Here is a 23,252-nt window from a genome sequence, read left to right as displayed (position 1 = left end):
CTTGGGGCACCCTATGCCTGTTGCTGACTTCTACGACCTCTGGGACCGGCCTGCGGTGCCGGTCCGCTGGGCGGAGCACGCGCCGCCCGATGACCGGCCCGAAGCGGTCGGGTTCCGGGCACTGTTGACGCGCGCTCACGAGATCGCCGGCATCGCGGTGCCGTTGCCGCCCGCGCTGTCGGCCCTGTATCGGGTGCTGTACGCGTTGACGGCCCGCGTCACCGGCTTGGACGTGTGGGACGGGTGGCACGAGCGCCGCTACGAGGTGCTGGACCAGGGCCGGTTCGCGGCGGATGCCGTCGACGCCTATGTCGGCCGCTACGGTGACCGGTTCCGCCTCTATGACCCGCAGCGCCCCTTCCTGCAGGACCCGCGACTCGTGGCAGAGTGCGACAGGCCAGCCGGGGTGAACAAGCTGGTGACGATCCGGCCGTCGGGGTCCAACCACTCCTGGTTCCAGCACGCCGTCGACTCGCGGCCCGACCACCTCAGCTCCGCGGACGCGCTGCAGCACCTACTGGTGTGGCGGTACTACGGGCCGGCCGGCAGATGCTCGGCCCGCACCGTCCGCGGGAAGAAGGAAGCGAACTCCGTCGCCGGGCCGCTGCGCAGCGCCCTGTCCTACCACCCGGTGGGCCGGACCCTATTCGAGACGCTGCTGGCGGGTGTCGTCGAACCGGACCCCTACGCGCACTCGGAGGCCGATCTGTGCCCGTGGGAGCGCGATGACCTGCCAGACCCTCTGAGCCTCAAGGACGTTGTCACCGGGCAGCTGTCCGGTCTGACCGCCCGCTCCCAGCACGCGCTGCTGCTGGTCTCCGACAACACCGGCCGCGAGGTGAAGGACGCTTACATCACCTGGGCGTTCCGCGACCGGCTGCCGCGGGATGACGACTTCCTGATCTGGCAGATCAGCCAGGCCGGCAACCCCTACGCCCGGTACGCGAATGCCGGGCGGGCGCTATGGCGGGACCTGGACGCGCTACTGCTGAAGGAGGTGCCGGGCACAGAGGTCCGGCGGCCTCGCGTTTTCGAGACGGCCGTGGACCTGGGGTTCGAGAACTTGCGGGTGCAGGCGCTGGGGATCGAGCAGGAGGGCCAGGCCAAGGACACCCAGCTGGTGTCCGCGTCGACGCCCCCGGTCCTGTCGCTGGCCGAGGAACGCGACCCAGAGACCGCCCGCATGGTCGCAAGCTTGCGGATCAGCGGGGAGACGGCCGGATCGCGGCTGAACCGAGCAACCAAGCAGGCCTGGGCGGTCTTCAGCAACGCCCGCAAGGCCGAGGACTGCGCCTGGTCGCAGACCGCCGCAGCCCGGTACTGGCCGGCCGCGGAGGCCGAATTCTGGCAGCGACTCGGCGAACGCCGCTTCGACGGCGCCGCGCGGTCCTTCCGGCAGATCGCCGAAGGCATCTACGACCACGTCACGCAGACCGCAGCCGGCACCTTGCGGGGCGCGAAGGCACGCGAGATCGCCCGCATCGAACTGTACGGGGGACGCCCCTCAAAGCCCGGAGCACCAACCCGGTCCCGCACCCCTGCCGCAACCGGCGGCGCCGAGACGGAGACACCGTGACAGACACCGACATCACCGCAGCCCCGGCACCCGCCATCGGCGCCAGCTCACCATCATCGTGGATGACGCAGGCCAGGACCTTCGTCACCCGCATCGAAGCGATCTGCGCCACCGACCCGGGCGCACGGGCCGCGCTGCGCAGCGGCCTGGGCAAACCGCTGGACGAAGTGCCGCGCATGCACCGCATCGTCGCCGCCTGGCTCCCGCCCTCCATAAGGGCCAACGACACCGACGCGCAGCGCGCCTTCTACACCGTGGCATCGCTGATCGCAGCCCAGAAGTCCGAGGTGCTGCGGACCGACCGCACCCCGCTCAACGGCAACGGTGAAGGCGGCGACCCGTCCGCTGGTCCTACCCCCTACGGCACCTCTCTCGGGCTGACGTTCGCCGCGGCGGTCTCGACGGACGGGCGCAACGGCCTGCGGGAGAACGCCGCCGAGACGAGGCTGAACCTGCTCACCCGGCAGAGCACACGGGGACTGCACCGCCACCTGCCCGCAGCAGTGCGGCAGCTGTGCGACAAGAAGACGCCACCGGACTGGGCCCAGCTCCTGGTCCACCTGCGGGCCTGGCCGCGCGACCGCAAGGAGATTGGCCGCCGCTGGCTCCAGGACTTCTACCGCGCCCGCAACAAGGCCACCCTCGACGCCGCCCGCGAAGCGGCCGACACCCTTCTGCCCGACCGCCCCACCGACGACCAGCCGTAGCCCTGCACCGGACGACCCGGACCGCAGCCCATCGCCCACGTAAAGGAAACCCGCCATGACCCAGCAGCCCACCGGCATCCCCGGACGCTTCATCTGCATCCACGTCCTGCAGTCCGTCCCCTACTCCAACCTCAACCGCGACGACACCAACTCCGTCAAGACCGTCCAGTACGGCGACCGCGAACGCACCCGGGTTAGCAGCCAGTGCTGGAAGCGCGCCGTACGCCGCTACTTCCAAAACACCATCGGCCAGCAGGCGCTGCGCACCCGCCGCATCGGCGAAGCCGTCGAGAGAACGCTGCGCGAGCAGCGGCAGTGGCCGACCGACCTGGCCCGCCGCGCTGGCCAGCACATCGCGGCCGGCTCCAGCATCAAGGCCGACCCGCCGTCCAACGACGACCCGGCCTGGAGCACCAACGCCATGGTCTACGTCCCCGCCACCGCCGTCGACGAACTCGCCGACCTCGCCGAGACCCACCGCGAACACCTCGAAGGCGCCAAGGACATGAAGAAGGGCGGCAAGAGCGTCCTGCCGGCCGCTGACATCGACCAGATCCTGCGCTCCCGCAACGGCGTCATCAACCTCTTCGGCCGCATGCTTGCCGAAATCGACGACGCCGGTGTCGACGGCGCCGTCCAGGTCGCCCACGCCCTGACCACCCACGGCACCGACGTCGAAATCGACTACTTCGCCGCCGTCGACGACATCACCGACACCTGGAGCGACACCACCGGCAGCGCCCACATGGGTAGCACCGAATACAGCGCCGGCGTCTTCTACCGCTACGCCACCATCGACCTGAACGACCTGCTGCGCAACATTGGCGGCGACGTGGCGGCAGCCCGGGAACTGACCGTCGCGTTCATCGAGGCGTTCGTGCTGTCCCTGCCCGAGGCCAAGAAGACCGCGACCGCCCCCCACACGATCCCCGACCTCGTCCACCTCACCGTGCGCAGCGACCGGCCCGTCTCCTACGCCGCCGCGTTCGAGCAGCCCGTGACCGCAGACCGCACCGGCGGGTTCGCCGCCCCCTCCCGTCAGGCCCTGGACACCTACGCGACCGCCGCAGGCCGACTGCTGGGCGGCCGAGGACTGCTCAACGCGGGCTGGGCCAGCCTGGAGACCAAGGACCTGAACGGCCTCGGCGCACGGGCCGACTCCTACCCCGACCTGATCGAGACCGCCGCCACCGCCGCACTCGCAGAGGGCAACCAGGCATGACTCCCGCCCACGACCCGGAACACGCGCCCGCCGGGATCTTGCTGCACCTGGCCGGGCCGCTGCAGTCCTGGGGCACCCACAGTGCGTTCAACGAACGCGACACCGCCCGCTTCCCCACCCGCTCCGGCATCATCGGCCTGCTCGCCGCGAGCCTGGGCCGACGCCGCGGCGAGCCCGTCGACGATCTGGCCCGCCTGTCGTTGACCACCCGCACCGACCGGCCCGGCGTGCTCCTTCGGGACCTGCACACCGTCGGCGGCGGCCTGCCCGCCAAAGGAACCGTCACCACCGCCGAAGGCAAGAAACGCCCCCCGGCCAAAGGCACCCTGTTCTCCCACCGCACCTACCTCGCCGACGCCGTGTTCACCGCCGCCCTCACCGGCAGCGACACGCTGCTGCGTGAGTGCGCCGAAGCCCTCCGGCACCCGGTCTGGCCGCCCTACCTTGGCCGCAGATCCTGCCCGCCGGAAGGCCCCCTGCTGATCGGCCTGCTCCAGGACCCGTTCCACCACCTCATCCGCCTCCCGCTGGCATGCACCAGCGGCCCCCAGCGGCAGCCGACCGGAACCTCACCGCAGCTTCCCGGCGAGCAGGTGGACTTCCACAGCGACGCCCCGCTGCACCGCCTCCCCGTCCCACCGGCCGACACCACCGCGGACCAACTCCTCGACGGCAGCACACCCGTCGGCGAGGTCACCGACGACCCGCTCGACCTGTCCCCGCGCCGCCGCACCTACCGGGCCCGCCCGGTCTACCGCCGCACCGTCCACCTGCCCGACACCCCGCGCGGCGGACTCGGCGCCGACTACCTCGCCGCCCTGCACACCTACCTGAACTCCACGACCAGCGAACTACAAGGAGGCGCGGCATGACGCTGTGGCTCACCCGCATCCAGCCCAACCTCCGCCACCGCGACGTGCGCCGCGACCTGGCCAGTGCGGTCGGCATGCACCACCGGCTGATGATGCTCTTCCCCGACGACCTGGGCCCCACCGCCCGTAACCACCTCGGCGTCCTCTTCCGCATAGAAGACGCCGGTCCCACCGGAAGCCCGCAGATCCTCCTGCAAAGCCACCAACGCCCCGACCCCAACCGGCTCCCCGCCGGCTACGGCACCACAACCACCAAAGACATCTCCGCGTTGATCGGCCTGCTCACCACCGGCCTGGCCGTTCGCTACCGCATCGACGCCAACGCCGTCCGCAAACCCGGCCACACCACCAGGGCCGCCACCGGCGCCAAAGCCGTCATCCCCCTGTCCGGCGCCGACGCCGACGAGTGGTGGGAACGCCAGGCCGAAGAACGATCCGGCCTGAAACTCACCAGCACCCACAGCACCCCACTGATCGCCGCCCGCGGCGAACGCCACCAGGACAAACGCCAGATCAAACACGCCCGCACCCGTTTCGAAGGGACCGCCGTCATCACCGACCACACCACCTTGCAACAACGGATCCTCGAAGGCATCGGCCGCGGCAAGTCCTACGGCTGCGGCCTCCTCAGCCTCGCCCCCCTCACCACCCCCGCAAGGTAACCCCATGCCCCAAGCGAGCTCGGCGCGGCGCAAACTCGCCGCGCCGACCGTCGCGATGCTCCCGCGCGTCGGCGACTCCCTGTCCTTCCTCTACCTCGACATCGTCCGCATCCACCAGGACGACACCGGCGTCTGCGCACAAGTCACCACCGAACAGCGCGGCACCGAACTGGTCTATCTGCCCACCGCAGCCCTCAGCTGCGTCCTCCTCGGTCCCGGAACCAGCATCACCGCCCGCGCCCTGAGCACGCTGGCCCGCCACGGCACCACCGTCGTCATCACCGGATCCGGTGGCGTCCGCGCCTACGCCGGCATGACGCCGGACTCCCTCAGCACCACCTGGCTCGAACACCAAGTCCGCGCCTGGGCCGACGACACCCAGCGCCTCGCCGTCGCCACCCGCATGTACGAACACCGCTTCGGCCACGGCACCGCCCCACCCGGCACAAGCCTCGCCCAGCTCCGCGGCCTCGAAGGTCAACGCGTCAAAGCCCTCTACAAACTCCTCGCCCAACAACACCGCATCGGCCGCTTCAAACGCGCCTACGACCCCCAGGCCTGGGACACCCAAGACCCCGTCAACCTCGCCCTGTCCTCCGCCAACACCTGCCTGTACGGCATCGTTCACGCCACCCTGCTCGCCATAGGCTGCTCGCCCGCCCTCGGCTTCGTCCACAGCGGCAACCAGCAGGCCTTCGTCTACGACATCGCCGACCTGTACAAGGCAGAACTCACCATCCCCCTCGCCTTCTCCCTCCACTCCAGCCACCAACCCGAAGCCGAAGCACGTCGCCGCTTCCGCGACGGCCTGCGCCTGTTCAAGCTCATGCCGCGCATCGTGACCGACGTCCAACGTCTCCTCCAGCCCGACACCAACATCGACGAACCGGACCCGGAAGAACAGCTCGTCGACCTGTGGGATCCCGTCTCCGGCATACTCCCCGGAGGAACCAACTACGCCGGGCATACACCATGACCAGCGCGGAAGGAGAGCCGTGGCCTCGATGATCACCCTCACCATGTCGGCGGTCCCCGACCACCTCCGCGGGGCACTCAGCCGCTGGCTCCTCGAAGTCACCCCCCAGATGTACGTCGGCACGGTCTCCGCAAAAGTCCGCGACCAGCTCTGGGAAGCCGTCAGCGCCTGCGTGGAAGAAGGCGTCGCCGTCATGGTCTACTCAGCCGCGAACGAGCAAGGCTTCGACCTACGCACGGCAGGCTGGCACCGCCGTATCCCCATTGACTTCGACGGCCTCACGCTGATCGGATTTCGCGAACCCGGCGTCCCCGATCCTGGCAAAGAAATGGCAAACCAGGTCTAACGCTGCAGGTCGCGAAGGTCCTCCCCGCGCAGGCGGGGGTGAGCCCTCGTGGAAGACAAAGCGAACGGCCCGGCGATCGTCCTCCCCGCGCAGGCGGGGGTGAGCCGTTGACGGCGTACCACCTGGCCTGGGACGGGGAGTCCTCCCCGCGCAGGCGGGGGTGAGCCGCAGATGGCGACACGGCGGGGTGTCTCGCCCGCGTCCTCCCCGCGCAGGCGGGGGTGAGCCGTTCCTGGGGATGTCGCGCCTCTTCGAGGTGTTGTCCTCCCCGCGCAGGCGGGGGTGAGCCGCGCTGGGCGCACATGATGGACCTGATGTCCAAGTCCTCCCCGCGCAGGCGGGGGTGAGCCGCCGGTCCGCGATCTCACGGTGATCCCACTTCAGTCCTCCCCGCGCAGGCGGGGGTGAGCCGTACGGGGGTGCCCTTACGGGTGCCCCCGTGGCGTCCTCCCCGCGCAGGCGGGGGTGAGCCGCCATAGAGGTTCCGGTGTTGAAGATCCAGGCGGTCCTCCCCGCGCAGGCGGGGGTGAGCCGAGCCCGCCCCGCACCTGGCGGCACTCATCACCGTCCTCCCCGCGCAGGCGGGGGTGAGCCGCCTGGCCGGCGCTCTGGTAGCGCGATCGCTCTGTCCTCCCCGCGCAGGCGGGGGTGAGCCGCACTGGTCGCTCTCTTTTTTGCGCGAGCAGAAGTCCTCCCCGCGCAGGCGGGGGTGAGCCGGTGGGCACTGCGATCCAGATCTACCGGCATGGGTCCTCCCCGCGCAGGCGGGGGTGAGCCGTCGTCTCCGTCATCCATGGCGACCCTGACTCTGTCCTCCCCGCGCAGGCGGGGGTGAGCCGCGCTGCCGGATCGCGTGAGCCTGCTGCGAAGCGTCCTCCCCGCGCAGGCGGGGGGGGGAGCCGAATCGACGCGCGGCGCCGGCGGGGGCGTCATGGTCCTCCCCGCGCAGGCGGGGGTGAGCCGGTGAACCTGGCGCAGCCGAAGGTCGTCGTGGAGTCCTCCCCGCGCAGGCGGGGGTGAGCCGCCGAGGAACTCCTTGAGCTCGTCGCCCAGTACGTCCTCCCCGCGCAGGCGGGGGTGAGCCGGCAGGTTCTTCGAGTACAACGGCTCCGACTGGGTCCTCCCCGCGCAGGCGGGGGTGAGCCGTTCGACGTGATGCTGTCCCACATGCCCGATGCGTCCTCCCCGCGCAGGCGGGGGTGAGCCGTGACCACGAACCCCGTCCACACCGCAGGCAACGTCCTCCCCGCGCAGGCGGGGGTGAGCCGGAGCCGATCTCCAACGACCAGGTGAAGATTACGTCCTCCCCGCGCAGGCGGGGGTGAGCCGCTGACCAGGGCGGAGATCGCGGGCATCTTCGGGTCCTCCCCGCGCAGGCGGGGGTGAGCCGGACAAGCTCTACGGGCGGCTGGCCACCGTGGAGTCCTCCCCACGCAGGCGGGGGTGAGCCGACTGGAGTGAGCCTGTCCTTGAGCGTGGTCGCGTCCTCCCCGCGCAGGCGGGGGTGAGCCGCTGAAAGTCCCGCACGTTGCGCCTGTCGGAGTGTCCTCCCCGCGCAGGCGGGGGTGAGCCATTCAAGGCAAGCCCCAGCGCCGACAGTTGGTCGTCCTCCCCGCGCAGGCGGGGGTGAGCCGTTCATGGACGGAGTCACCGGCGTCCTCCGTGAGTCCTCCCCGCGCAGGCGGGGGTGAGCCGTACAGGTGTGGCCGGTAGGGGTCGCAGAAGACGTCCTCCCCGCGCAGGCGGGGGTGAGCCGCTCGATCACGCGATCCAGCTCTACTTGTCCGGGTCCTCCCCGCGCAGGCGGGGGTGAGCCGAGGAGTGGGCTTCTGTGCTCAAGGATCAGAAGGTCCTCCCCGCGCAGGCGGGGGTGAGCCGACGTGGCGGGCGCCGAAGATGGGGTCGGTGAAGTCCTCCCCGGGCAGGCGGGGGTGAGCCGAAGGCCGCGATCGTGCCGCAGCCCTTCACCCGGTTCTCCCCGCCGACGCGGGGGTGTTCCGGCGGCCGAGGCAGGTGACAATGAAGCGGCCGAATTGGAAGGTCGGGAGCATTCTGGCCTCTACCAAGGAAGCGCCCGAATGTGGGTCAGGTATTGCCCAGTGAGGCGTGGGCTGGCTGCCTTCGAGCCGGGGGTCGTCGCGCGCGGGTGGTTACACTGATCGACGGCGCGGGGGCGCTGCTGCTGGAGGACGACACCGTTATGGCCCGCCCGCTGCCCGACCCGCACACCCCCATCGGTCACCGACGCGACGGCCGCCCGATCTTCCCGATCCTGGGCGCGGATCCGACCGACCCGTCCAACGACCTTCTCGGCGACCCCGAACAGCCGCCCTCCGCCTCGCCGACCGCGTCCGGCACCGTCGTGGACCAGGAGTCGCTGTCCAAGCTCCTCGCCCGCGAGAAGGAGCAGGGCGGCCGGTCCGCCGTCCGCAAGCTCGTGGAGCAGCTGGGCTTCGGCAAGGCCGAGGACCTGGCCGCATTCGTCAAGGCGCAGCAGGCAGCGGAGACCGCCCAGCTGACGGAGGTCCAGCGCCGTGAGAAGGCAGCCGTCGACGCCTCCGCTGCCGCTGCAGCCCGTGAAGCTGCAGCTGTCGCCCGTGAGAAGGCCGCGGTACGCCGCGCCGCCCTCGTTGCGCTCGGAGCCACCGGTACCGACCTGGCCGACGCCGAACGTCTCCTGGTCGTTGACGACGACGCCGACGAGCAGGCCGTCACCGGCGCGGCCACCGCACTCAAGGCGCGCCGGCCGGAGCTGTTCGGCAAGACGCCCACCCCGGCGGCGGCGCCTGGTGGTTCACCTGCCGGTGGGCCCCCGCAGCGCGGTAGCAACGTCCCGAAGCGGGGCGCGGCCGGCGCCGAGATGGCCCGCCGACGCGGCTACACCACCAAAACCACCTGAACTTCCCACCGGCGGGACAAGGCCGGACTGTGGGGACCACGCCCCTTCCCGTGGACGACGCCACCACCCGGTGAGCGGACGATCATCCGCCTGATCGCGTCCACGGAGGACACATGACCGTACAGCCGGTCACCACGACCCAGAACCTGACCGCCGACCGGTCCTGGCTGGCGTCGCTGCACGGCACCGCCCAGACCGACTCCATCACCCTCGACCTGACGACGTTCACCGCGAGCACCCACTACTTCGCGTCGACCGACAGCACAGTGCCGTTCAGCCGGTTCCTGTCCGGCATCCCCGTCGGCAAGATCACCGCGAGCGGCCTGTACGGCCTGTACGCCACCAGTGCCTCCGACGGCCGCCAGAACCTCGCCGGGTTCGTGTACGCCGAGGTGCTGTTCAACCCCACCCAGACCAAGGTTCCGGCCGCGCTGCTGTGGCACGGCTCGGTGAAGACCGCGAAGCTTCCCGTCGTTGTCGCCCCGGTCGTGCCGTCCGCCACCTGCCAGATCCGCTTCGTGTAAGGAAGGAGGCCCAGACATGACGATCGCAGACCTCATCAAGGGCGTCACCGTTCAGGACCTGACCACGTTCGCCCGCGAGATCCCCACCCCGGCTGACTTCCTGCTCACGCAGAAGATCTTCCCGAAGGTGGAGGTCCACGACGTGATGTGGCGGATCAAGAACCAGGGCCGCTACGTCAACGCCGCGAAGTACCGCAGCTACGACGCCAGCGTCGTACTGGCCGACCGCCAGGCGTGGACGACCAGCACCCAGGGCATGCTGCCCGCGCTGGGCCAGAAGCTGCTGGTCGGCGAAATGGAGATCCTGCTGCAGGAGGCGTCCCGCGGCGCCGACCAGGACCGCCTGATCGAGCTGCTGTACGACGACGTCGAGCGGCACGTCGAAGCGGTCAACTCGCGCCTGGAGCTTGCGGCCGGTGACGTTCTCACCGATGGCAAGTTCTCCCTGGCGGCGGAGAACGCCCTCACCATGGACGTCGACTTCCAGGTGCCGGCGGCGAACATGCCGACCGCACCGGTCCTTTGGTCCGACCCGACGTCGGATCCGATCAAGGACGAGCTCGGGTGGCTGGACTACCTCGACACCATCGGCGCCCCGTTCCCCGAGCTCGTCGTCACCAGCCGCCGCGCCTTCTCCTACCTGGGGAAGAACAACGCCTACCGGGCCGCGTACTACGGGTCGGTGAACCCGTCGACCACGCCAACGGCATCCCTGACACCGCAGCAGGTCAACGTGGTGCGCGGCAACTACGGGCTGCCGCCGATCGAGCTGTACAAGGGGCAGGTCCGAGTCGACGGCGCCACGGTGCGCCCGCTGCCGGACGACCGGTGGGTGATGGTTCCGCCGGACCGCACCAAGTGGGGCCAGACCATGTACGGCACCACGGCAGAGTCCCTCGTCCTGTCCCGTGGCAGCAACCCGGAGATCATCCGCGAGGACGCGCCGGGCCTGATCATCACCAAGGGCTCGCAGGACGACCCGCCGCAGGTGTGGACCAAGGGCGCGGCCGTCGCCATGCCGGTCCTCCTTGCGCCGGACTGCCACATCGTTGCGAAGGTGCTGTGACATGGGGCGGAGACTGGCAACAGCGGTGCACCTGGAGCACCCCAAGACGCACGAGCTCCTGATCCTGCAGCCCGGTGACGAGCCGGACGAGGACGTGGCCGAGGCCATCACCAACCCGGACGCCTGGGAGACGCCGGACGAGGTGACGGGTGACGACCTGGCGCCCGACCCCGGAACGGACCCAGAGCCGAAGCCCGATCCGCAGCCCGAGCCCGAACCCGAGCCCGAACCGGAGCCGGAACCGGCCCCCGAGCCGGAGCCGGAGGAGTCGGAGGCCCCGGCCAAGCCGGCCGCCAAGGCCCGGGCCCGCAAGGCCACCGGAGAGCAGTAACCCAAAGCCAGGCCCGGCCCGGCACCCGCTGCGGGGTGCGGGGCCGGTCCTGCTACCCGGAAGGACACCCGTGGACCCCGCAGTCCTCGCCTGGCTCCAAGCACAGCTCGGCACAGCCACCGACCCGGCCGACCTGCAGGCCCGGTACACCCGCCTCGGTGCGGCGAAGGCCGTTGCCTTGGAGGTGCTGGGCGAGCGGCGTGCCAGGCTGCTCGCGGACCCGCTGCAGCTGACCGTCAACGGTGTCGTCACCCTCGACCAGAGCAACAACCTCACCGGCCTGGAACGGCAGATCGCATCCGTTGAGGCCGCCACCGCCCCGGACGACCCCACCGGCGGCACCGAACTGGTCATCGCGCCACTGCGCCGCGCCCACCGCTGGCACCGGTAAGTCGTGGCCTACGAGTTCCCGCCGCTGACACCCGGCGACGCGAAGACTGTTGCGGCCCGGGTCGCCGCCGTCCTGCAGGACGCCTGGCAGCGCCTCACCGACCAGCAGACCGCTGTCCTGGCAGCCCTGTCGGAGTCGGGCCGCGCCCCGCACGTCGTCGCCCGCCTCGCGGAGTTCCAGGCCGCCATCGCCGACTTCCAGCAGCGTGTGGACGCCGAAGCCCGCGCGTTCGTCACCCGCCAGCTGCCGCTGCTGTACGAGCAGGGGGCGCAACAGGCCGCGAAGACGGTGGGTGGCCGGTTCACGTGGACGCTGCTGCACACCGAGGCGCTGCAGTCGCTCGCCGCTGACTCCTACGCGGATTTCCTGCGCCGCTCACAGGAGGAGCAGCGCATGGCGGCCGCGTTCTACCGCGCGGTGCGCGAGGCGGCACGACGTGAGGTGCCGCTGCTCGCGGCAGGGAACACCACGGCGCTGCAGGCCGCCAGGGCGCTCGCCGAGCGGCTGGCCGCCGAGCACCAGCTGCTGTACGTCATCTACCGGGGCGGCGCCCGAATGCCGGTGCAGGCATGGGCGGAGTCGGCGGTCCTCGCCAAGTCGGCCGTGGCCTACAACGCGGGCACCCTGAACAGGGCGCGGGAGGCCGGCGTGCAGTACATGCAGGTCTTCGACGGCACCGGGTGCGGGTGGACCAGCCACAAGGACCCCGACAAGGCCACAGGCACGCTCAGGACGGTCGAGGAGGCCGCTGCGTGGCCGATCTCCCACCCCCGCTGCGGTCGGGCGTTCGGGCCCCGGCCAGACCTGAGCGGGTCGTTGGGCGGCTGATCCTCCCCAAGGTGCGTTGGTTCGAGTGCAGCGCGAAGCTGGAAGCGGTAGAGACAACGCGGAGGCAGCTGATGGCAGCTGATGACAACGCTGATCGAAACCAACGCAAAGAACCCTCCCAAGAGGAGACCTCAACCTCAAACGCCTCCCAAGGGCAGAACGAAGACGCCGGCCGCGGTGATGAGGGAGACCCAGACGGCGAACGGGAAATCAATGCAGAACTCTGGAAGCAGCGGCGAGAGCAGACCTGGAAAGTTCCCAACCACTTCGGCTACCCGAAGTCGGTTCTTATGGCCAGCTCTGTAGGATCACCGTTCCTCGCTGGCTTCTCGCTAACCGCTGCGATCGTCTTGATTTCTGTGAAAAAGGACGACGCGCCGACTTTGGTGGACTGGTCGGTAGCGGCCTTCGTCGCTGCGGCAGGCTTGTTCATATTCGCTGTGCACGCCACCTACTGGGCTCGGGTCTACATCACGACTCCGAAGGAGATGCTGGACTGGTGGCCAGAAGGGCCGCAGCGAAACTATCTTCTCTGTCTGATTGAAGAGCAGCGAGCCCACTGGGACGGGTTCGATAAGTGGCACAGTCGCGCAAAATGGACGTATACCTTTGGCGTCCTTGCCCTATTCGCCGGATTGGCAATGGCTGCGTTTCCTGGGCGGGGTGCTACCTGGGGGTGGTGGCTGGCGTTCGTAATAGCTTGCCTTGCCTTCGCGTTCGAGGTCTTTTGGCAAATAGTCGTCGTTGAGTGTTGCCTTCGCTGGGAGGAAAAGGTGCGGACAGGTGGAGATGCACGACCATGGCATGTCAAATTCATCAGGCCCAAACCGCGTGCTCAGGAGCACATTGACGTGCCTACTCGCCTGGACGATGACGAAAGAATCTGACGTGTCGGCGTAGGTGCGTGGGGTCGAGACGCGGGCCGAGCCTGAGTCGTACAGTGCGCCGGGGTCAGTCGCGGGTGGCGCCCTCGGGCCACACGATGCGCACGGGGACGCCGACACGGTCCGCGTACGCGACGACGTCGGCGGTTCCGCCGTAACCGCGGGCCGGTTGGCCGTCCCATACGGCGATCATCTGGTCGGCCAGGCCCACCACGATCTCGCTGCCGGCCTGGTGGGCCTGCGAGTTGGACTCGCGCATCCCGGTGTGGTGGACGTCGGCGGCGCGGGATGTGAGCTCGTCGTAGACGGGGTGGTGCCAGTCGGGCAGGCTGTCGCGGTATTCGGCGGCGGGGATGACTACCTCGAGGCGGCCGCCGTGTGCGAGGACGGCCTGCGCGAACCAGGCGTCGGGGCCGTCGGCGATGCAGCTGATGCCCACCAGGTCCTCGGGTCGGCAGTCGGCGATCAGCTTGGTGAGTTCGTCGCGGACTTGGGCTTCGACCTCCGGCGACAGTCCACGGTGGCCCGTGATGCCCAGGCGCATAGCTGGCGTCCCCCTTACAGGTAGGTGTCGTGCAGCAGGGTGTCGAAATCCCGCACGATACCGGGCGGCGTGGCGGTGGCATAGGAGCGGCGGAAGGCGCGGGCGCGCTCGACGATGCGCCCGGACCGCAGTCGCACGCCGTCCTGGACGGCGCGGGTCGCCAGGGCGAACGCGGAGTCGACGCGGTCGGTGCTGAGGTGGCCGGTGGCGACGTCGAGGGTGAGCAGCGCCCGCTGCTTCTCGTGGCCGGAGGACAGGGCGGTCGCGATCTCCTGTGAGGACAGGACCCAGCGGGTGCGGCCGAGCCGGGCGCCGCACACGACACGGCAGGAGGCGACCTTCCGCTCGTCGAAGGAGAACACCCACGGCCACGGCGGCGGATCCTCGCGGGGGACGCGGGCGGTGTGCTGTTCGCAGGAGCGCAGCGCCCGTTCGGTGGCGCGTTCGTCGCCGGCCGTGGCGTGTGCGACGGCCTCGATGGAGGCGAGCCAGGCGGCGGCGATGGCGGGCAGGTCGGGGCCGAGCTGGCGGCGGGCGCGGGCGATCAGGCGCAGCCCTTCGGCGGTGTTGCCCGCTTCGACCTCGAACTGGGCGAGGCTGCCGGTCTGGTAGGCGCCGAGCAGTGGGTCACCGGCGGTGCGTGCGGCTTTGATCGCCGAGCCGTACCAGGTGCGGGCGGAACCGTGGTCGGCCATGTCCCAGGCGAGCCAGCCGACCAGCGATGCGGCCTCGGAGCCGACGGCGGCCATGCGGGCCTTGTGAGAGGCGTCGGGGGCCTGGGAGGCGACCCGCTGGATGAGCCGCAGGTGGGCCTGTGCGGTTTCGGCGAGGTCGCGGGAGCCGACGGTGGCGTCCAGGCGGCGAAACACGGTGGTGGCCACGCGCAGGGCGGCTGCCTGGCCGCTGTCCCATTCGGGGCGGGGCTGCAGTTGTGGGGGGAGGGCTGGCGTCGCGACGACTGCGGCGACGCCGTTGAGGAATTCGCGGCGTTCCACGGTGCTGTTCCCGTTCCGGTCGTAGTCGGCGAGGCCGACCAGATTCGGGGGGATACCGAGGTGGCTGGCTGCGCTCGCCAGGAGGCTCATGTTGTAGGTGCCGACGCCGCGGTCTTCGAGGCGGGACGTGGCCGACTGGGAGAGGCCGCATGCCTCTCCTAGTTGGCGTTGGGTCAGACCTAATGCTTTGCGGGCCTGCTTGATGACGCGGCCATAGTCGCCATCTCTTGCGGCGTCTCGGATTTGCTTGTTCCCGGACCAATCCATGCGTTCCCCTCCCACGCTACGTACGGTTCCACAGGACGTACCCGCCCCGTATGCGTCCTGTGCATATCCGCATGCGCTGACTGCATCGGAGATGGTGGTACGGCCCGGTGACGGGTTTCCTACAGACAGTGTCCGACGCAACGTCAGGTCGGCGCTGACCTCTTGGAAAACCCGACCGGGGCGCTGCCCCTTGAAGGGGAAGCGGTGTCCTCGATGACGACGACGCGCGACGAGTCAACGACCGACCAGCGGTGGCAGCTGTGGCTGACGCCGTTCCCGAAGACGGTGAGCGAGGCCCGCCGGCAGGTCCGTTCGGCCCTGACCGACTGGCAGGTGCCCGACGATGCGGTGGACACCGCCGTCCTGATAACCAGCGAGCTGGTCACCAACGCCATCCGGCACTGCGACAACCAGAACCTGGTGCACCTGCAGGTCACTGACGACGGTGTGGAGCTGCTGCTGGAGGTGTCCGACCCGAGCCGTAACCCGCCGCGGCCGACGGTCCCGTCGAGCCACGCGGAGGGTGGCCGGGGGCTGTTCCTGGTTCGTGCGGCCGCCTCCGACTTCGGGGCCCGGCACCGGGACCCGGTCGGCAAGACCGTGTGGGCGACCGTTCCCCGGACGCCCGCCCCTTGAGCCCCGGCCCGGTGGTGCGCCCCCCGTAGCGCCGCCGGGCCGGTTCCATCTGCCGCCCCGCGCGGCCTGACCCCAGGAACTCCGCCATGCACTTAATCAACCGAGTGGTAGGGCTCGCTGCCACCGCCCGGCGACACGCCGCCGCCCTGTTCATCGCAGCAACGTCCCTGTTCGTGCCGCCGATTGTCGTCTTGGCCGTAGATCCATGCCTGCACTCGTGCACGCCCTGATCTGGCTGTGGGCCCCTGCCCAGCAGTCTGCCCGTCCGAAAGGCAAGGGAGAGAACCGTGACCGCCGTCCCCGAGGAGCAGATGCCGTTCCGTGTGTCCTTCGACCCAGAGCGCGGGCAGCTGGTGCTGATGATGACGTTCGGCGTGCAGCCGAGGCAGCGGGTCACCAGCGAGCTGATACTCAGCGCGGAGGCGGCGGCGGTCCAGATCGCGCTGAACCGGCACGAGGCCCGGATGCGGGCGCACTTGGCGGACGCGATCGCGGAGGCGACCACGCGGTTCCGGGGGGCGGATCCTCATCGGCTGGAGGCTGCGGTGGCCGCGCTGTCGGACCCGACGTCGGCGGTGCCGATCGGTTCGATCCTCCGGGTGGACGGGGCGCCGGCGGACCCGCGCACGGTGGGGCCATCAGGGCCCTGACCTGCACTTTTATCGGGAAAAATCTTGCACCCCACCCCGAATGCAGCTAAAATAAGGGCTTAAGGAAGAGGGGAACCGCCCCTCTTCCTTCCAGCACCCGCCCGGCCGCGTCGCCTCCCCGAAGCGGCCGGGCGGGTTCACCGGCAAAGGAGGGGACATGCAGCACGCTCTGATCGCCAGCCCGTTCATGGACGGGCACCTGTTACTGCGCCCCGGCCAGCACAACGGGCTGCGCCTGGGCGCCGCCCGCTTCAAGGAGCTGGCCGACGCCCACCCGAACACCCCGGTCCCGCAGTGGGCCGCCGACGCCGTCCGCCAGGCGTGGGGCCTGGACCTGGCAGACCGCAGAATCGGCCAGTCGGTCCTGGTCCGCAAGGCGTCGCCGTACGGGTACGTCCGCGCGTCCTACGAGATCAACCTCGGCTGCAACTACGACTGCGAGTTCTGCTACCTCGGCGAGAAGCGGTTCGAGGGCATGAGCTGGGAGCAGCAGAAGCAGCTCCTCGGCATCATGGCCGACGCTGGCGTGGTGTACCTGCAGATCACCGGCGGAGAGGCGCTGATCGACCGGCGGTTCCCGCAGGTGTACGCCTACGCCTACGACCTCGGCATGATGATGCAGGTCTCCACCAACGGGTCCCGCCTGCACTCGGAGATGATCCAGGACCTGTTCCGGGGACGTCCCCCGTACCGGCTCACGATCAGCGTGTACGGGGCCACCGAGGCGACCTACGACGGCATCACCCGCCGCCGCGGCAGCTTTAAGCGGTTCGTGCGCGGCCTGGATACCGCCCGCGAGGCCGGGCTGCCGATGCGGATGAACGTGGTGGTGGCCAAGGAAAACCAGCACGAGGTCGCCGAGATGGAGGCGCTGGCCGAGAAGTACGGGCCGCACAACGTCTACGGCAACATGTCGCCGACCATCGGCGGCGACGGCTCGGTGCTGGCCACCCAGTCGATCCGGTACGAGAAGGCCCGCCGTGTCGTCAAGGGCTGCAACGCGGGCCACACCTTCTTCCACGCCGACCCATTCGGCCAGGCGTCGATCTGCAAGATCGGCCGTGATCCGCAGATCGACCTCATGACCGAAGGCGTGGAGGGTCTGCGACGCCTTGGGGGCATCGCGGACTCCCTGATGGAGCGCACCGGAGGCTGCTCCGGCTGCGCCTTGTCCGGCACCTGCCGGACCTGCAGGCCCTTGGCCAAGCTCTACCAGGAGGCCAAGGCGCCACTCGTCAGCTACTGCCAGCACACAGAGAGGGACAACACATGACCATCGTGATGGTTGAGATCGGCAAGCGGCCGCCCGAGGCGACGGCGGACGCGGACGCGGAGAGCCTCCCCCCGCTGGGGGCCGAGCTCCCCGGCACCGTCGGTGACGACGAGGTGATCATCGTGGGCGACCTGGACGGGTTCCTGGAAGCCACGATGTGCAACTGCAGCGCCAGCGACGACAACCCGTACTAGGAGTCCCGCGCGGTCGCCCCGGTGGTAGTTTCCGCCGGGGCGGCCCCGCCCGATTCGTCCGATAGGAACGGCGCCACACATGTCCATGTCGCGCATCGACTGGGAGCACCTTCCCGAGCAGGTCCACCACGCTGTGGAAGCCCATACCGGGCCGGTCCTCAAGGCCGAGACCGTGTCGGGCGGCAAGAACTCCCAGATCGCCGCGTGCGTGTTCACGGCCGAGCAGCGCCTGTTCGTCAAGGGCATGCCGTCCGATCACCCGCAGCACCCCTCGCAGCAGCGCGAGGCTGCGATCAACCCGTACGTGGCCCCCCGCATGGCGCCCACGATCCTGTGGCGCGTCCAGGACGGGGGGTGGGACCTCCTCGGGTTCGAGTACGTCAGCGGCCGTCACGCCGACTACGCTCCCGGCTCGCCCGACCTGCCGCGCGTCCTGCGGCTGGCGGGCGAGCTGGCGCAGGTCGACACCCCGCCGACGCAGGTGGTCCGCACCGTCGAGCAACGCTGGGCGGCGCACGCCGACCCCGGCACGGCCGAACGCTGGCGCGGCGGCCGGACCCTGCTGCACACCGACTTCGCGTCGCACAACGTCCTGCTCGGCGAGACGCGGGACTGGCTGATCGACTGGGCGTGGCCCACGGTCGGCCCGGCGTGGGTCGACCCGGTCGTGCTGATCCTTCGGCTGATGGAGGCCGGGCACACCGCGACGCAGGCCGACGCGGAATGCAGGGTCCTGCCGGCCTGGCAGGGCGCCGACTGTGAGGACGTGGCGTCGTTCTCGGCCGCGAACGCGCGGCTGTGGAAGAGCATCACCAAGCACGACCCCGAACCGTGGAAGCAGCACATGGCCCGCATGGCGGAGCAGTGGTGCGACTACTGGTCGGGCCTGGGCTGAACCACAGACGCCCGCACCGTTGCGGGCGTACCTTACGGAGGGGGACGAGGCAATGAAGGGGATAGGCATGCGGCTGGTGTTCGACAACGACGAGAAGTCGCCCATCCTGGAGCAGGCCGTGGAGGCCGACGAGGCGGGCAAGCCGCTGCTGGCGGCGTCGCTGCGCGGCATCGCCGAGAACGGCATCGACCTGTCCAGCGACTGGGAGACCAAGCGCATCGAGCTGTTCGCGGCTCACGGCATCGACGTGACCGGGACCGGCGGCGATGCCCGTGTCGCCTAAGCACACCCCCGGCCGACGCGCGCAGGTCGCGTTCACCCCGGAGTGCGAACCCGGCCTGGCAAAGCTGTCGGTGTCGGATCTGGTGCGCCTTGACCGGGCCATCGTCACGATCTCAATGGACCCGAAGATCGGGCCCGAACGCCCCACCCGTGAGGGCCACGTGCCGTTGCGGGAGTACACCGAAGGCACCACCCGCGTGGTGTACCACGTAACGGTCCTCGGGGCGATCGTCATCGTCGCCTACTTCGAGGTCTGACCAGCCCCAGCGCCGCCCCGCCTCCCGGTCCCCCCCCGTCCGGGAGGCGGGGCTCTTTCGTCCTGTGCCTCTGGCTCGGAAAGGAACACGAATGCCCTTGATGCAGCCGTCGGTGGCCTTGGCCAGCTGCGAACGATCACTGCGGGACCTGCTGACCATTGCCCTGCGGAACAAGATCGGCGCCGACTGGATCAGCCAGGTCTTCGATGCTGACGTCGTGACCAAGCTCCGCGACAAGCAGACGGCCGAGCAGAAGCGTCGTACCAGGCGTGGCGTGGTCGCGGTCTCTGCCAACTTGATCGAATACGCCGAGTTCACCCAGCTCACTCGGCTGATCAACACCCACTGGGAGAAGCTTGACGGGGCGCTGGGCGCCAAGAAGGAGATCACCGTTCTCCTGGACCGCTTCGAGGCCCTGCGTAACACTGTCGCCCATAGTCGCGAACTACTCCCTTTCGAGGAGGAGTTGCTGAGCGCGATAGCCGGAGAGATCAGGAACCGAGTGACCATACACATCAGCGGTCAGGACCCCGTGGGCGAGTACTTCCCGCGTATCGAACTGGTGCGGGACAGCTTCGGCAACAGCAGCGAGACTGCAAGCGAAATACAGCCGCACATGCTCGGCGTGATTTCCGATACGACGCTGCGGCCCGGTGACGTCGTGACGTTCACCTGCCGAGGGGTCGACCCGCAGAACCGGCAGTTGAACTGGGCGTTTCAGACGCCGGACGGCACCCGCCATACCCCCGACGATGCTCACGGCGACGCCATGGAGTGGACCTGGGAGGTCAAGCCGTTGCACATCCGCGCACGGGCGGGCCTGACCGTGTCTCTCAGTAGCGACGGGGAGTACCACCGTTTCGGCGGCACCCAGGAAGACGCTCTCGTGGTGTTCCGCTACGAGGTCCTGCCGCCCCTGACCTGACCTGAGGCAGGCTCTTCGTCGTCGAGGCGGCGTGAGCTGCGCGGCTCCGGTCGGTTGTCAGTGGCCCCGTTTACGATCCGGCCGTGGCAATCGACATCCCTGAAGATCTGATCTTGCTGGAACGGTCCGCGGTCGCGGAGCAGCGCAAGGCCCTCGCCGAGCCGTACACGGAGGAGGCGTGGGCGCCCTGGCGGGAGGCTGCTGCAGCGTTCCAGGCCGCGGTGACCGCGCATGCCGAGGCGGCCGGGGTGTCCCGGTACGAGCTGGAAATGGCCGTGAAGCAGGCCGTCCTGCATCCGGAGCCGGAAGACGACTAGCGCGGCCAGTGCGAAGCCCCGCCGGCGCTGAACGGGCGGGGCAGGTCCGAGTCGCAGCAAGCAGCCAGCAAGCGGGATGGGGCTTGGAGAAAACCCCATCACCGCAGGTCAGCGGCTAGCCGCTAAGACGGCCTGGAACGCACACTCCCTGATCTGGAAACGCTCAGCGGATCGCTGCAGGTCAGCGCGGATGATCTCGCCATTGTTCACAACGCGCCATCCCGATTGAGCGAGAACACCGCCCACTCAACGCACCGCCTGCACAGCGGTGTCGGCCTCCCCCTCGGGGCTGCCAACCGGTCATCTGTCCGCGCGCCGCGCTTGACCTCGTCGTACGGACGTCTGCACCCCTTGCAGTACACCTCCAGTGCCTCGACGCGCTGCCCGGCAGTGGCCTTGAAGGAGCCGCGGAAGTCTGCGAGCGCCCGCGCTCCGATGTTTCAACCACGGCCGAAGTCGTACAGGGCGAAGGTGGCGACGGGTCGGTAGCCGATCCGTTGGACGGCGGCGTTGCTGGAGGGGTTGGCCAGGTTCGTGAAGAGGAGTACCTGCTGGGGGCCGGCGGCAAGGGCGCCCCGGGTTACTTCGGCCATCGCGGCGGTGGCGTAGCCGCGGCCACGGAAGTGGGTCGGGGTGTAGGCGATGGCCAGGCGGATCTGCCTGGCGACTGTGGGGTTCACGCCGACGATGGAGACGGGGGTGCCGTCCGGGGTCTCCCAGAACGTGATCCCTCCGGCGGCGATGCGCGTGTCCGCCCATTGGCCGGGGTCCCTGGAGGGTGCTTCTCCGATGGCCTCGGAGAAGTCGCTGTACCAGCGGGCGACTTCCTCGCGGTCCCGCTCGCTCGCGATTCGGGCGTGGCCTTTCGGGAGCGGCTGGGGCGGGGTGAGGGTGTCGAGGCGGTACAGGCACTGGCGCTCATAGAGCGTCGACATGGCGCCCGTGTGGCGCTGCCATGCGTCGGCGAAGGCGGTGGCGGTGTCGTGGTCCGCGTAGACGCCGGGCAGCTGATGGTGGGAGTCGGCGAGGTGGGCGGCGAGAGTGTCGGCCTCCTCGGGAGTGAGGGGGGTGAGGTTGAGTCGGTGCGGCGCGGCGCGGAAGAAGGAGGCGCGAACTTGGCCCGCCCGTTCCAGCCACCCCAGGGCGGGAGCCTGCCCGTACGCGTTCGGTCCGCAGGTACGGACCGTGTCGGTCAGCGTCAGGATGAGGGTGTGCAGCGCGGGCTGCGAGTGCAGGAAGGTTCCGGTCCGGGTGAGGAAGGCGTCGAGGTCGTCGGTGAGGTGCCAGGTTGCCGGGTGGGGTCCGAAGTCGCTGCTGGCCATGATCGGCTCCGTTTCGAGGTCGTCGGGAGGCGGCGGTCCGGACGGTGTGATGCGGGGTGTCCCACCCACCCGGTGTCCAGAGTTGCTACTTTCCGGGGCGTCCGAGCTGGCGGACGGTCCAGCCGGCCGCGCGCCAGGGCTCGGCGTCGAGAGTGGTGCGGCAGTCCACGAGCAGGGGTGTCTCGGGCCGGTCCACGAGGGCGTGGGGGTCGGTGTGCTGGTACTCGGGCCACTCTGTGGCCAGCACGACGATGTCGGCGCCGTTGAGTGAGGCGGGCAGGTCGTCGGTGTAGTCGAGCTCGGGGTTGCGGGTCATGGCGGTGGCAACGGCCTGCGGGTCGTGGACGGTGACGATGCCTCCGGCCTCCTGGAGGGCGTGGGCCAGGGCGAGGGCCGGGGACTCGCGGACGTCGTTGGTGCCGGGCTTGAACGCGGCACCCCACACGGTCACCCGGGCGCCCTGGACAGGCCGGTCGCCCAGGGCACGGGTGATGAGGTTCATGGCGACGCCGGTGCGGGCTTCGTTGATGTTCTCGGCGGCGCGCAGGAGGGTGGCTGCCGTGGCGGCGCCCAGTTGCTGGGCGGAGGCGGTGAACGCGCGGACGTCCTTGGGGAGGCAGCCGCCGCCGTAGCCGATGCCGGGCTTCATGCCGCCGGACCCGATGCGGGGGTCGATGCCGAGGATGTCCACGATCTGGGAGATGTCGGCGCCGGCGGCATCGCACATGTCGGCGACGGCGTTGATGTAGCTGATCTTCAGGCCGAGGAAGGTGTTCGCGGCGCCCTTGGCGAGTTCGGCGGTCTGCGGGTCGGTGACGAAGAGGGGGACGCCGGCGTCCAGGATCGGCGCGTAGACGTCGCGGATCGCCTTCTCCGCCGCGGCGGTGGTGAGTCCGGCGATGAGGCGGTCCGGGCGGAGGGTGTCCTCGACCGCCTGCCCCTCGCGGAGGAACTCCGGGTTCCACACGACGTCGACGTGTTCGCCGGCGGGGGCCAGGCGCTGGGCGAGGGCGGTGACCTGGCGGGTGGTGCCGACGGTGACGGTGGACTTCCCGACGATCGTGCACGGGCGGTTGAGGTGGGGGGCGAGTTGGCGGATGGCGCCGTAGACCTGTCCGGTGTTGTAGGAGCGGCCGTCGGCGTCGATGGGGGTGCCGACGCCGATGAAGTGCAAATCGGCGAAGTCGGCAGCCTCGCGGATGTCGGTGGTGAACCGCAGGCGCCCGCTCGCGGTGTGGCGGGCGAGCAGTTCGGGAAGGCCGACCTCGTAGATGGGGCATTCGCCGGCGTTGAGTCGGTCCACCTTGGCCTGGTCGACGTCCACGCCGATGACCTCGTGGCCGATCTCGGCCATGCCCGCCGCGTGAGGGATACCGAGGTGACCGAGGCCGATTACTGAAATACGCATCCT

The 23,252-nt window shown here is 69.8% G+C and carries 27 protein-coding genes and 1 CRISPR repeat array; of the genes, 23 read left to right on the top strand and 4 right to left on the bottom strand.

Annotation, left to right across the window (positions count from 1 at the left end; translation table 11 throughout):
* Positions 1 to 13 precede the first annotated feature (13 nt).
* From casA to OH809_RS25160, 14 genes are all read left to right on the top strand, one after another.
* A complete protein-coding gene (gene casA, locus OH809_RS25225; RefSeq protein ID WP_406515636.1) occupies positions 14 to 1,576 on the top strand; it encodes a type I-E CRISPR-associated protein Cse1/CasA in 1,563 nt (520 codons plus the stop codon).
* Positions 1,573 to 2,283: a type I-E CRISPR-associated protein Cse2/CasB gene (gene casB, locus OH809_RS25220; RefSeq protein ID WP_406515635.1), complete on the top strand. Its 711-nt coding sequence runs from the start codon at positions 1,573 to 1,575 to the stop codon at positions 2,281 to 2,283. Before casA ends, casB begins: the two co-directional genes overlap by 4 nt.
* A gap of 55 nt (positions 2,284 to 2,338) precedes the next feature.
* On the top strand, positions 2,339 to 3,505 hold the full coding sequence (gene cas7e / locus OH809_RS25215) for a type I-E CRISPR-associated protein Cas7/Cse4/CasC (protein WP_406515634.1): 1,167 nt from the start codon (positions 2,339 to 2,341) through the stop codon (positions 3,503 to 3,505).
* On the top strand, positions 3,502 to 4,377 hold the full coding sequence (gene cas5e / locus OH809_RS25210; RefSeq protein ID WP_406515633.1) for a type I-E CRISPR-associated protein Cas5/CasD: 876 nt from the start codon (positions 3,502 to 3,504) through the stop codon (positions 4,375 to 4,377). The genes cas7e and cas5e overlap by 4 nt, the downstream gene beginning before the upstream one ends.
* The gene (gene cas6e, locus OH809_RS25205) at positions 4,374 to 5,039 is read left to right on the top strand and encodes a type I-E CRISPR-associated protein Cas6/Cse3/CasE (RefSeq protein ID WP_406515632.1); all 666 of its coding nucleotides are present in this window, start codon (positions 4,374 to 4,376) and stop codon (positions 5,037 to 5,039) included. Before cas5e ends, cas6e begins: the two co-directional genes overlap by 4 nt.
* Positions 5,040 to 5,043: 4 nt before the next feature.
* A complete protein-coding gene (gene cas1e, locus OH809_RS25200; protein WP_406515631.1) occupies positions 5,044 to 6,015 on the top strand; it encodes a type I-E CRISPR-associated endonuclease Cas1e in 972 nt (323 codons plus the stop codon).
* A 19-nt stretch (positions 6,016 to 6,034) separates the two neighbouring features.
* Positions 6,035 to 6,361 (top strand): type I-E CRISPR-associated endoribonuclease Cas2e, encoded by a 327-nt coding sequence (gene cas2e / locus OH809_RS25195; RefSeq protein ID WP_406515630.1) that lies wholly within the window; start codon positions 6,035 to 6,037, stop codon positions 6,359 to 6,361.
* Positions 6,362 to 6,378: 17 nt separating this feature from the next.
* A CRISPR array of direct repeats spans positions 6,379 to 8,300; the repeat unit is 29 nt; unit sequence GTCCTCCCCGCGCAGGCGGGGGTGAGCCG.
* A 207-nt stretch (positions 8,301 to 8,507) separates the two neighbouring features.
* Entirely contained in the window at positions 8,508 to 9,260 is a 753-nt protein-coding gene (locus tag OH809_RS25190) for a hypothetical protein (protein ID WP_406515629.1), read from the top strand.
* Between the two features lie 113 nt (positions 9,261 to 9,373).
* Positions 9,374 to 9,784, top strand: a complete 411-nt coding sequence (locus tag OH809_RS25185; RefSeq protein WP_406515627.1) for a head decoration protein — start codon at positions 9,374 to 9,376, stop codon at positions 9,782 to 9,784.
* A gap of 16 nt (positions 9,785 to 9,800) precedes the next feature.
* On the top strand, positions 9,801 to 10,850 hold the full coding sequence (locus OH809_RS25180; RefSeq protein ID WP_406515626.1) for a major capsid protein: 1,050 nt from the start codon (positions 9,801 to 9,803) through the stop codon (positions 10,848 to 10,850).
* Position 10,851: 1 nt separating this feature from the next.
* Positions 10,852 to 11,181, top strand: coding sequence for a hypothetical protein (locus tag OH809_RS25175; protein WP_406515625.1), 330 nt, complete (start codon positions 10,852 to 10,854; stop codon positions 11,179 to 11,181).
* 70 nt (positions 11,182 to 11,251) lie between these two features.
* Positions 11,252 to 11,572, top strand: a complete 321-nt coding sequence (locus OH809_RS25170; RefSeq protein ID WP_389675782.1) for a hypothetical protein — start codon at positions 11,252 to 11,254, stop codon at positions 11,570 to 11,572.
* 3 nt (positions 11,573 to 11,575) lie between these two features.
* Complete coding sequence (locus OH809_RS25165) at positions 11,576 to 12,400, top strand: hypothetical protein (protein WP_406515624.1); 825 nt, start codon at positions 11,576 to 11,578, stop codon at positions 12,398 to 12,400.
* Between the two features lie 71 nt (positions 12,401 to 12,471).
* Positions 12,472 to 13,287 (top strand): hypothetical protein, encoded by an 816-nt coding sequence (locus tag OH809_RS25160; protein ID WP_406515623.1) that lies wholly within the window; start codon positions 12,472 to 12,474, stop codon positions 13,285 to 13,287.
* A 64-nt stretch (positions 13,288 to 13,351) separates the two neighbouring features.
* Here the strand turns inward: OH809_RS25160 and OH809_RS25155 are convergent, their stop codons facing one another.
* Both OH809_RS25155 and OH809_RS25150 read right to left on the bottom strand, forming a co-directional pair.
* Complete coding sequence (locus OH809_RS25155; protein WP_406515622.1) at positions 13,352 to 13,828, bottom strand: hypothetical protein; 477 nt, start codon at positions 13,826 to 13,828, stop codon at positions 13,352 to 13,354.
* Between the two features lie 14 nt (positions 13,829 to 13,842).
* Positions 13,843 to 15,090 (bottom strand): helix-turn-helix domain-containing protein, encoded by a 1,248-nt coding sequence (locus OH809_RS25150; protein ID WP_406515621.1) that lies wholly within the window; start codon positions 15,088 to 15,090, stop codon positions 13,843 to 13,845.
* A gap of 213 nt (positions 15,091 to 15,303) precedes the next feature.
* Between OH809_RS25150 and OH809_RS25145 the strand changes: the two genes are divergently transcribed.
* The 9 genes from OH809_RS25145 to OH809_RS25105 all read left to right on the top strand — a co-directional run bounded on the left by OH809_RS25145 (position 15,304) and on the right by OH809_RS25105 (position 20,519).
* Positions 15,304 to 15,726 (top strand): ATP-binding protein, encoded by a 423-nt coding sequence (locus OH809_RS25145; protein WP_406515620.1) that lies wholly within the window; start codon positions 15,304 to 15,306, stop codon positions 15,724 to 15,726.
* A 287-nt stretch (positions 15,727 to 16,013) separates the two neighbouring features.
* Complete coding sequence (locus OH809_RS25140; protein ID WP_406515619.1) at positions 16,014 to 16,376, top strand: hypothetical protein; 363 nt, start codon at positions 16,014 to 16,016, stop codon at positions 16,374 to 16,376.
* A gap of 157 nt (positions 16,377 to 16,533) precedes the next feature.
* On the top strand, positions 16,534 to 17,649 hold the full coding sequence (locus tag OH809_RS25135) for a radical SAM protein (protein ID WP_406515618.1): 1,116 nt from the start codon (positions 16,534 to 16,536) through the stop codon (positions 17,647 to 17,649).
* Entirely contained in the window at positions 17,646 to 17,843 is a 198-nt protein-coding gene (locus tag OH809_RS25130) for a hypothetical protein (protein ID WP_406515617.1), read from the top strand. Before OH809_RS25135 ends, OH809_RS25130 begins: the two co-directional genes overlap by 4 nt.
* A gap of 79 nt (positions 17,844 to 17,922) precedes the next feature.
* Entirely contained in the window at positions 17,923 to 18,738 is an 816-nt protein-coding gene (locus OH809_RS25125) for a phosphotransferase family protein (protein WP_406515616.1), read from the top strand.
* Between the two features lie 52 nt (positions 18,739 to 18,790).
* On the top strand, positions 18,791 to 19,021 hold the full coding sequence (locus OH809_RS25120) for a hypothetical protein (protein ID WP_406515615.1): 231 nt from the start codon (positions 18,791 to 18,793) through the stop codon (positions 19,019 to 19,021).
* Positions 19,005 to 19,277: a hypothetical protein gene (locus tag OH809_RS25115; protein WP_406515614.1), complete on the top strand. Its 273-nt coding sequence runs from the start codon at positions 19,005 to 19,007 to the stop codon at positions 19,275 to 19,277. The genes OH809_RS25120 and OH809_RS25115 overlap by 17 nt, the downstream gene beginning before the upstream one ends.
* Positions 19,278 to 19,368: 91 nt before the next feature.
* The gene (locus OH809_RS25110; RefSeq protein WP_406515613.1) at positions 19,369 to 20,202 is read left to right on the top strand and encodes a hypothetical protein; all 834 of its coding nucleotides are present in this window, start codon (positions 19,369 to 19,371) and stop codon (positions 20,200 to 20,202) included.
* 83 nt (positions 20,203 to 20,285) lie between these two features.
* The gene (locus OH809_RS25105) at positions 20,286 to 20,519 is read left to right on the top strand and encodes a hypothetical protein (protein ID WP_406515612.1); all 234 of its coding nucleotides are present in this window, start codon (positions 20,286 to 20,288) and stop codon (positions 20,517 to 20,519) included.
* Between the two features lie 440 nt (positions 20,520 to 20,959).
* Here OH809_RS25105 and OH809_RS25100 read toward each other — a convergent pair whose 3' ends face one another.
* Both OH809_RS25100 and OH809_RS25095 read right to left on the bottom strand, forming a co-directional pair.
* Positions 20,960 to 21,841: a GNAT family N-acetyltransferase gene (locus OH809_RS25100; RefSeq protein ID WP_406515611.1), complete on the bottom strand. Its 882-nt coding sequence runs from the start codon at positions 21,839 to 21,841 to the stop codon at positions 20,960 to 20,962.
* A gap of 85 nt (positions 21,842 to 21,926) precedes the next feature.
* Entirely contained in the window at positions 21,927 to 23,249 is a 1,323-nt protein-coding gene (locus tag OH809_RS25095) for a UDP-glucose dehydrogenase family protein (RefSeq protein ID WP_406515610.1), read from the bottom strand.
* Positions 23,250 to 23,252 lie beyond the last annotated feature (3 nt).

Source organism: Streptomyces sp. NBC_00873, from assembly GCF_045207415.1.
GTDB lineage: Bacteria > Actinomycetota > Actinomycetes > Streptomycetales > Streptomycetaceae > Streptomyces.
The sequence above is the reverse complement of the archived record's forward strand: the minus strand, read 5'-3'. Positions and strand labels throughout refer to the sequence as shown.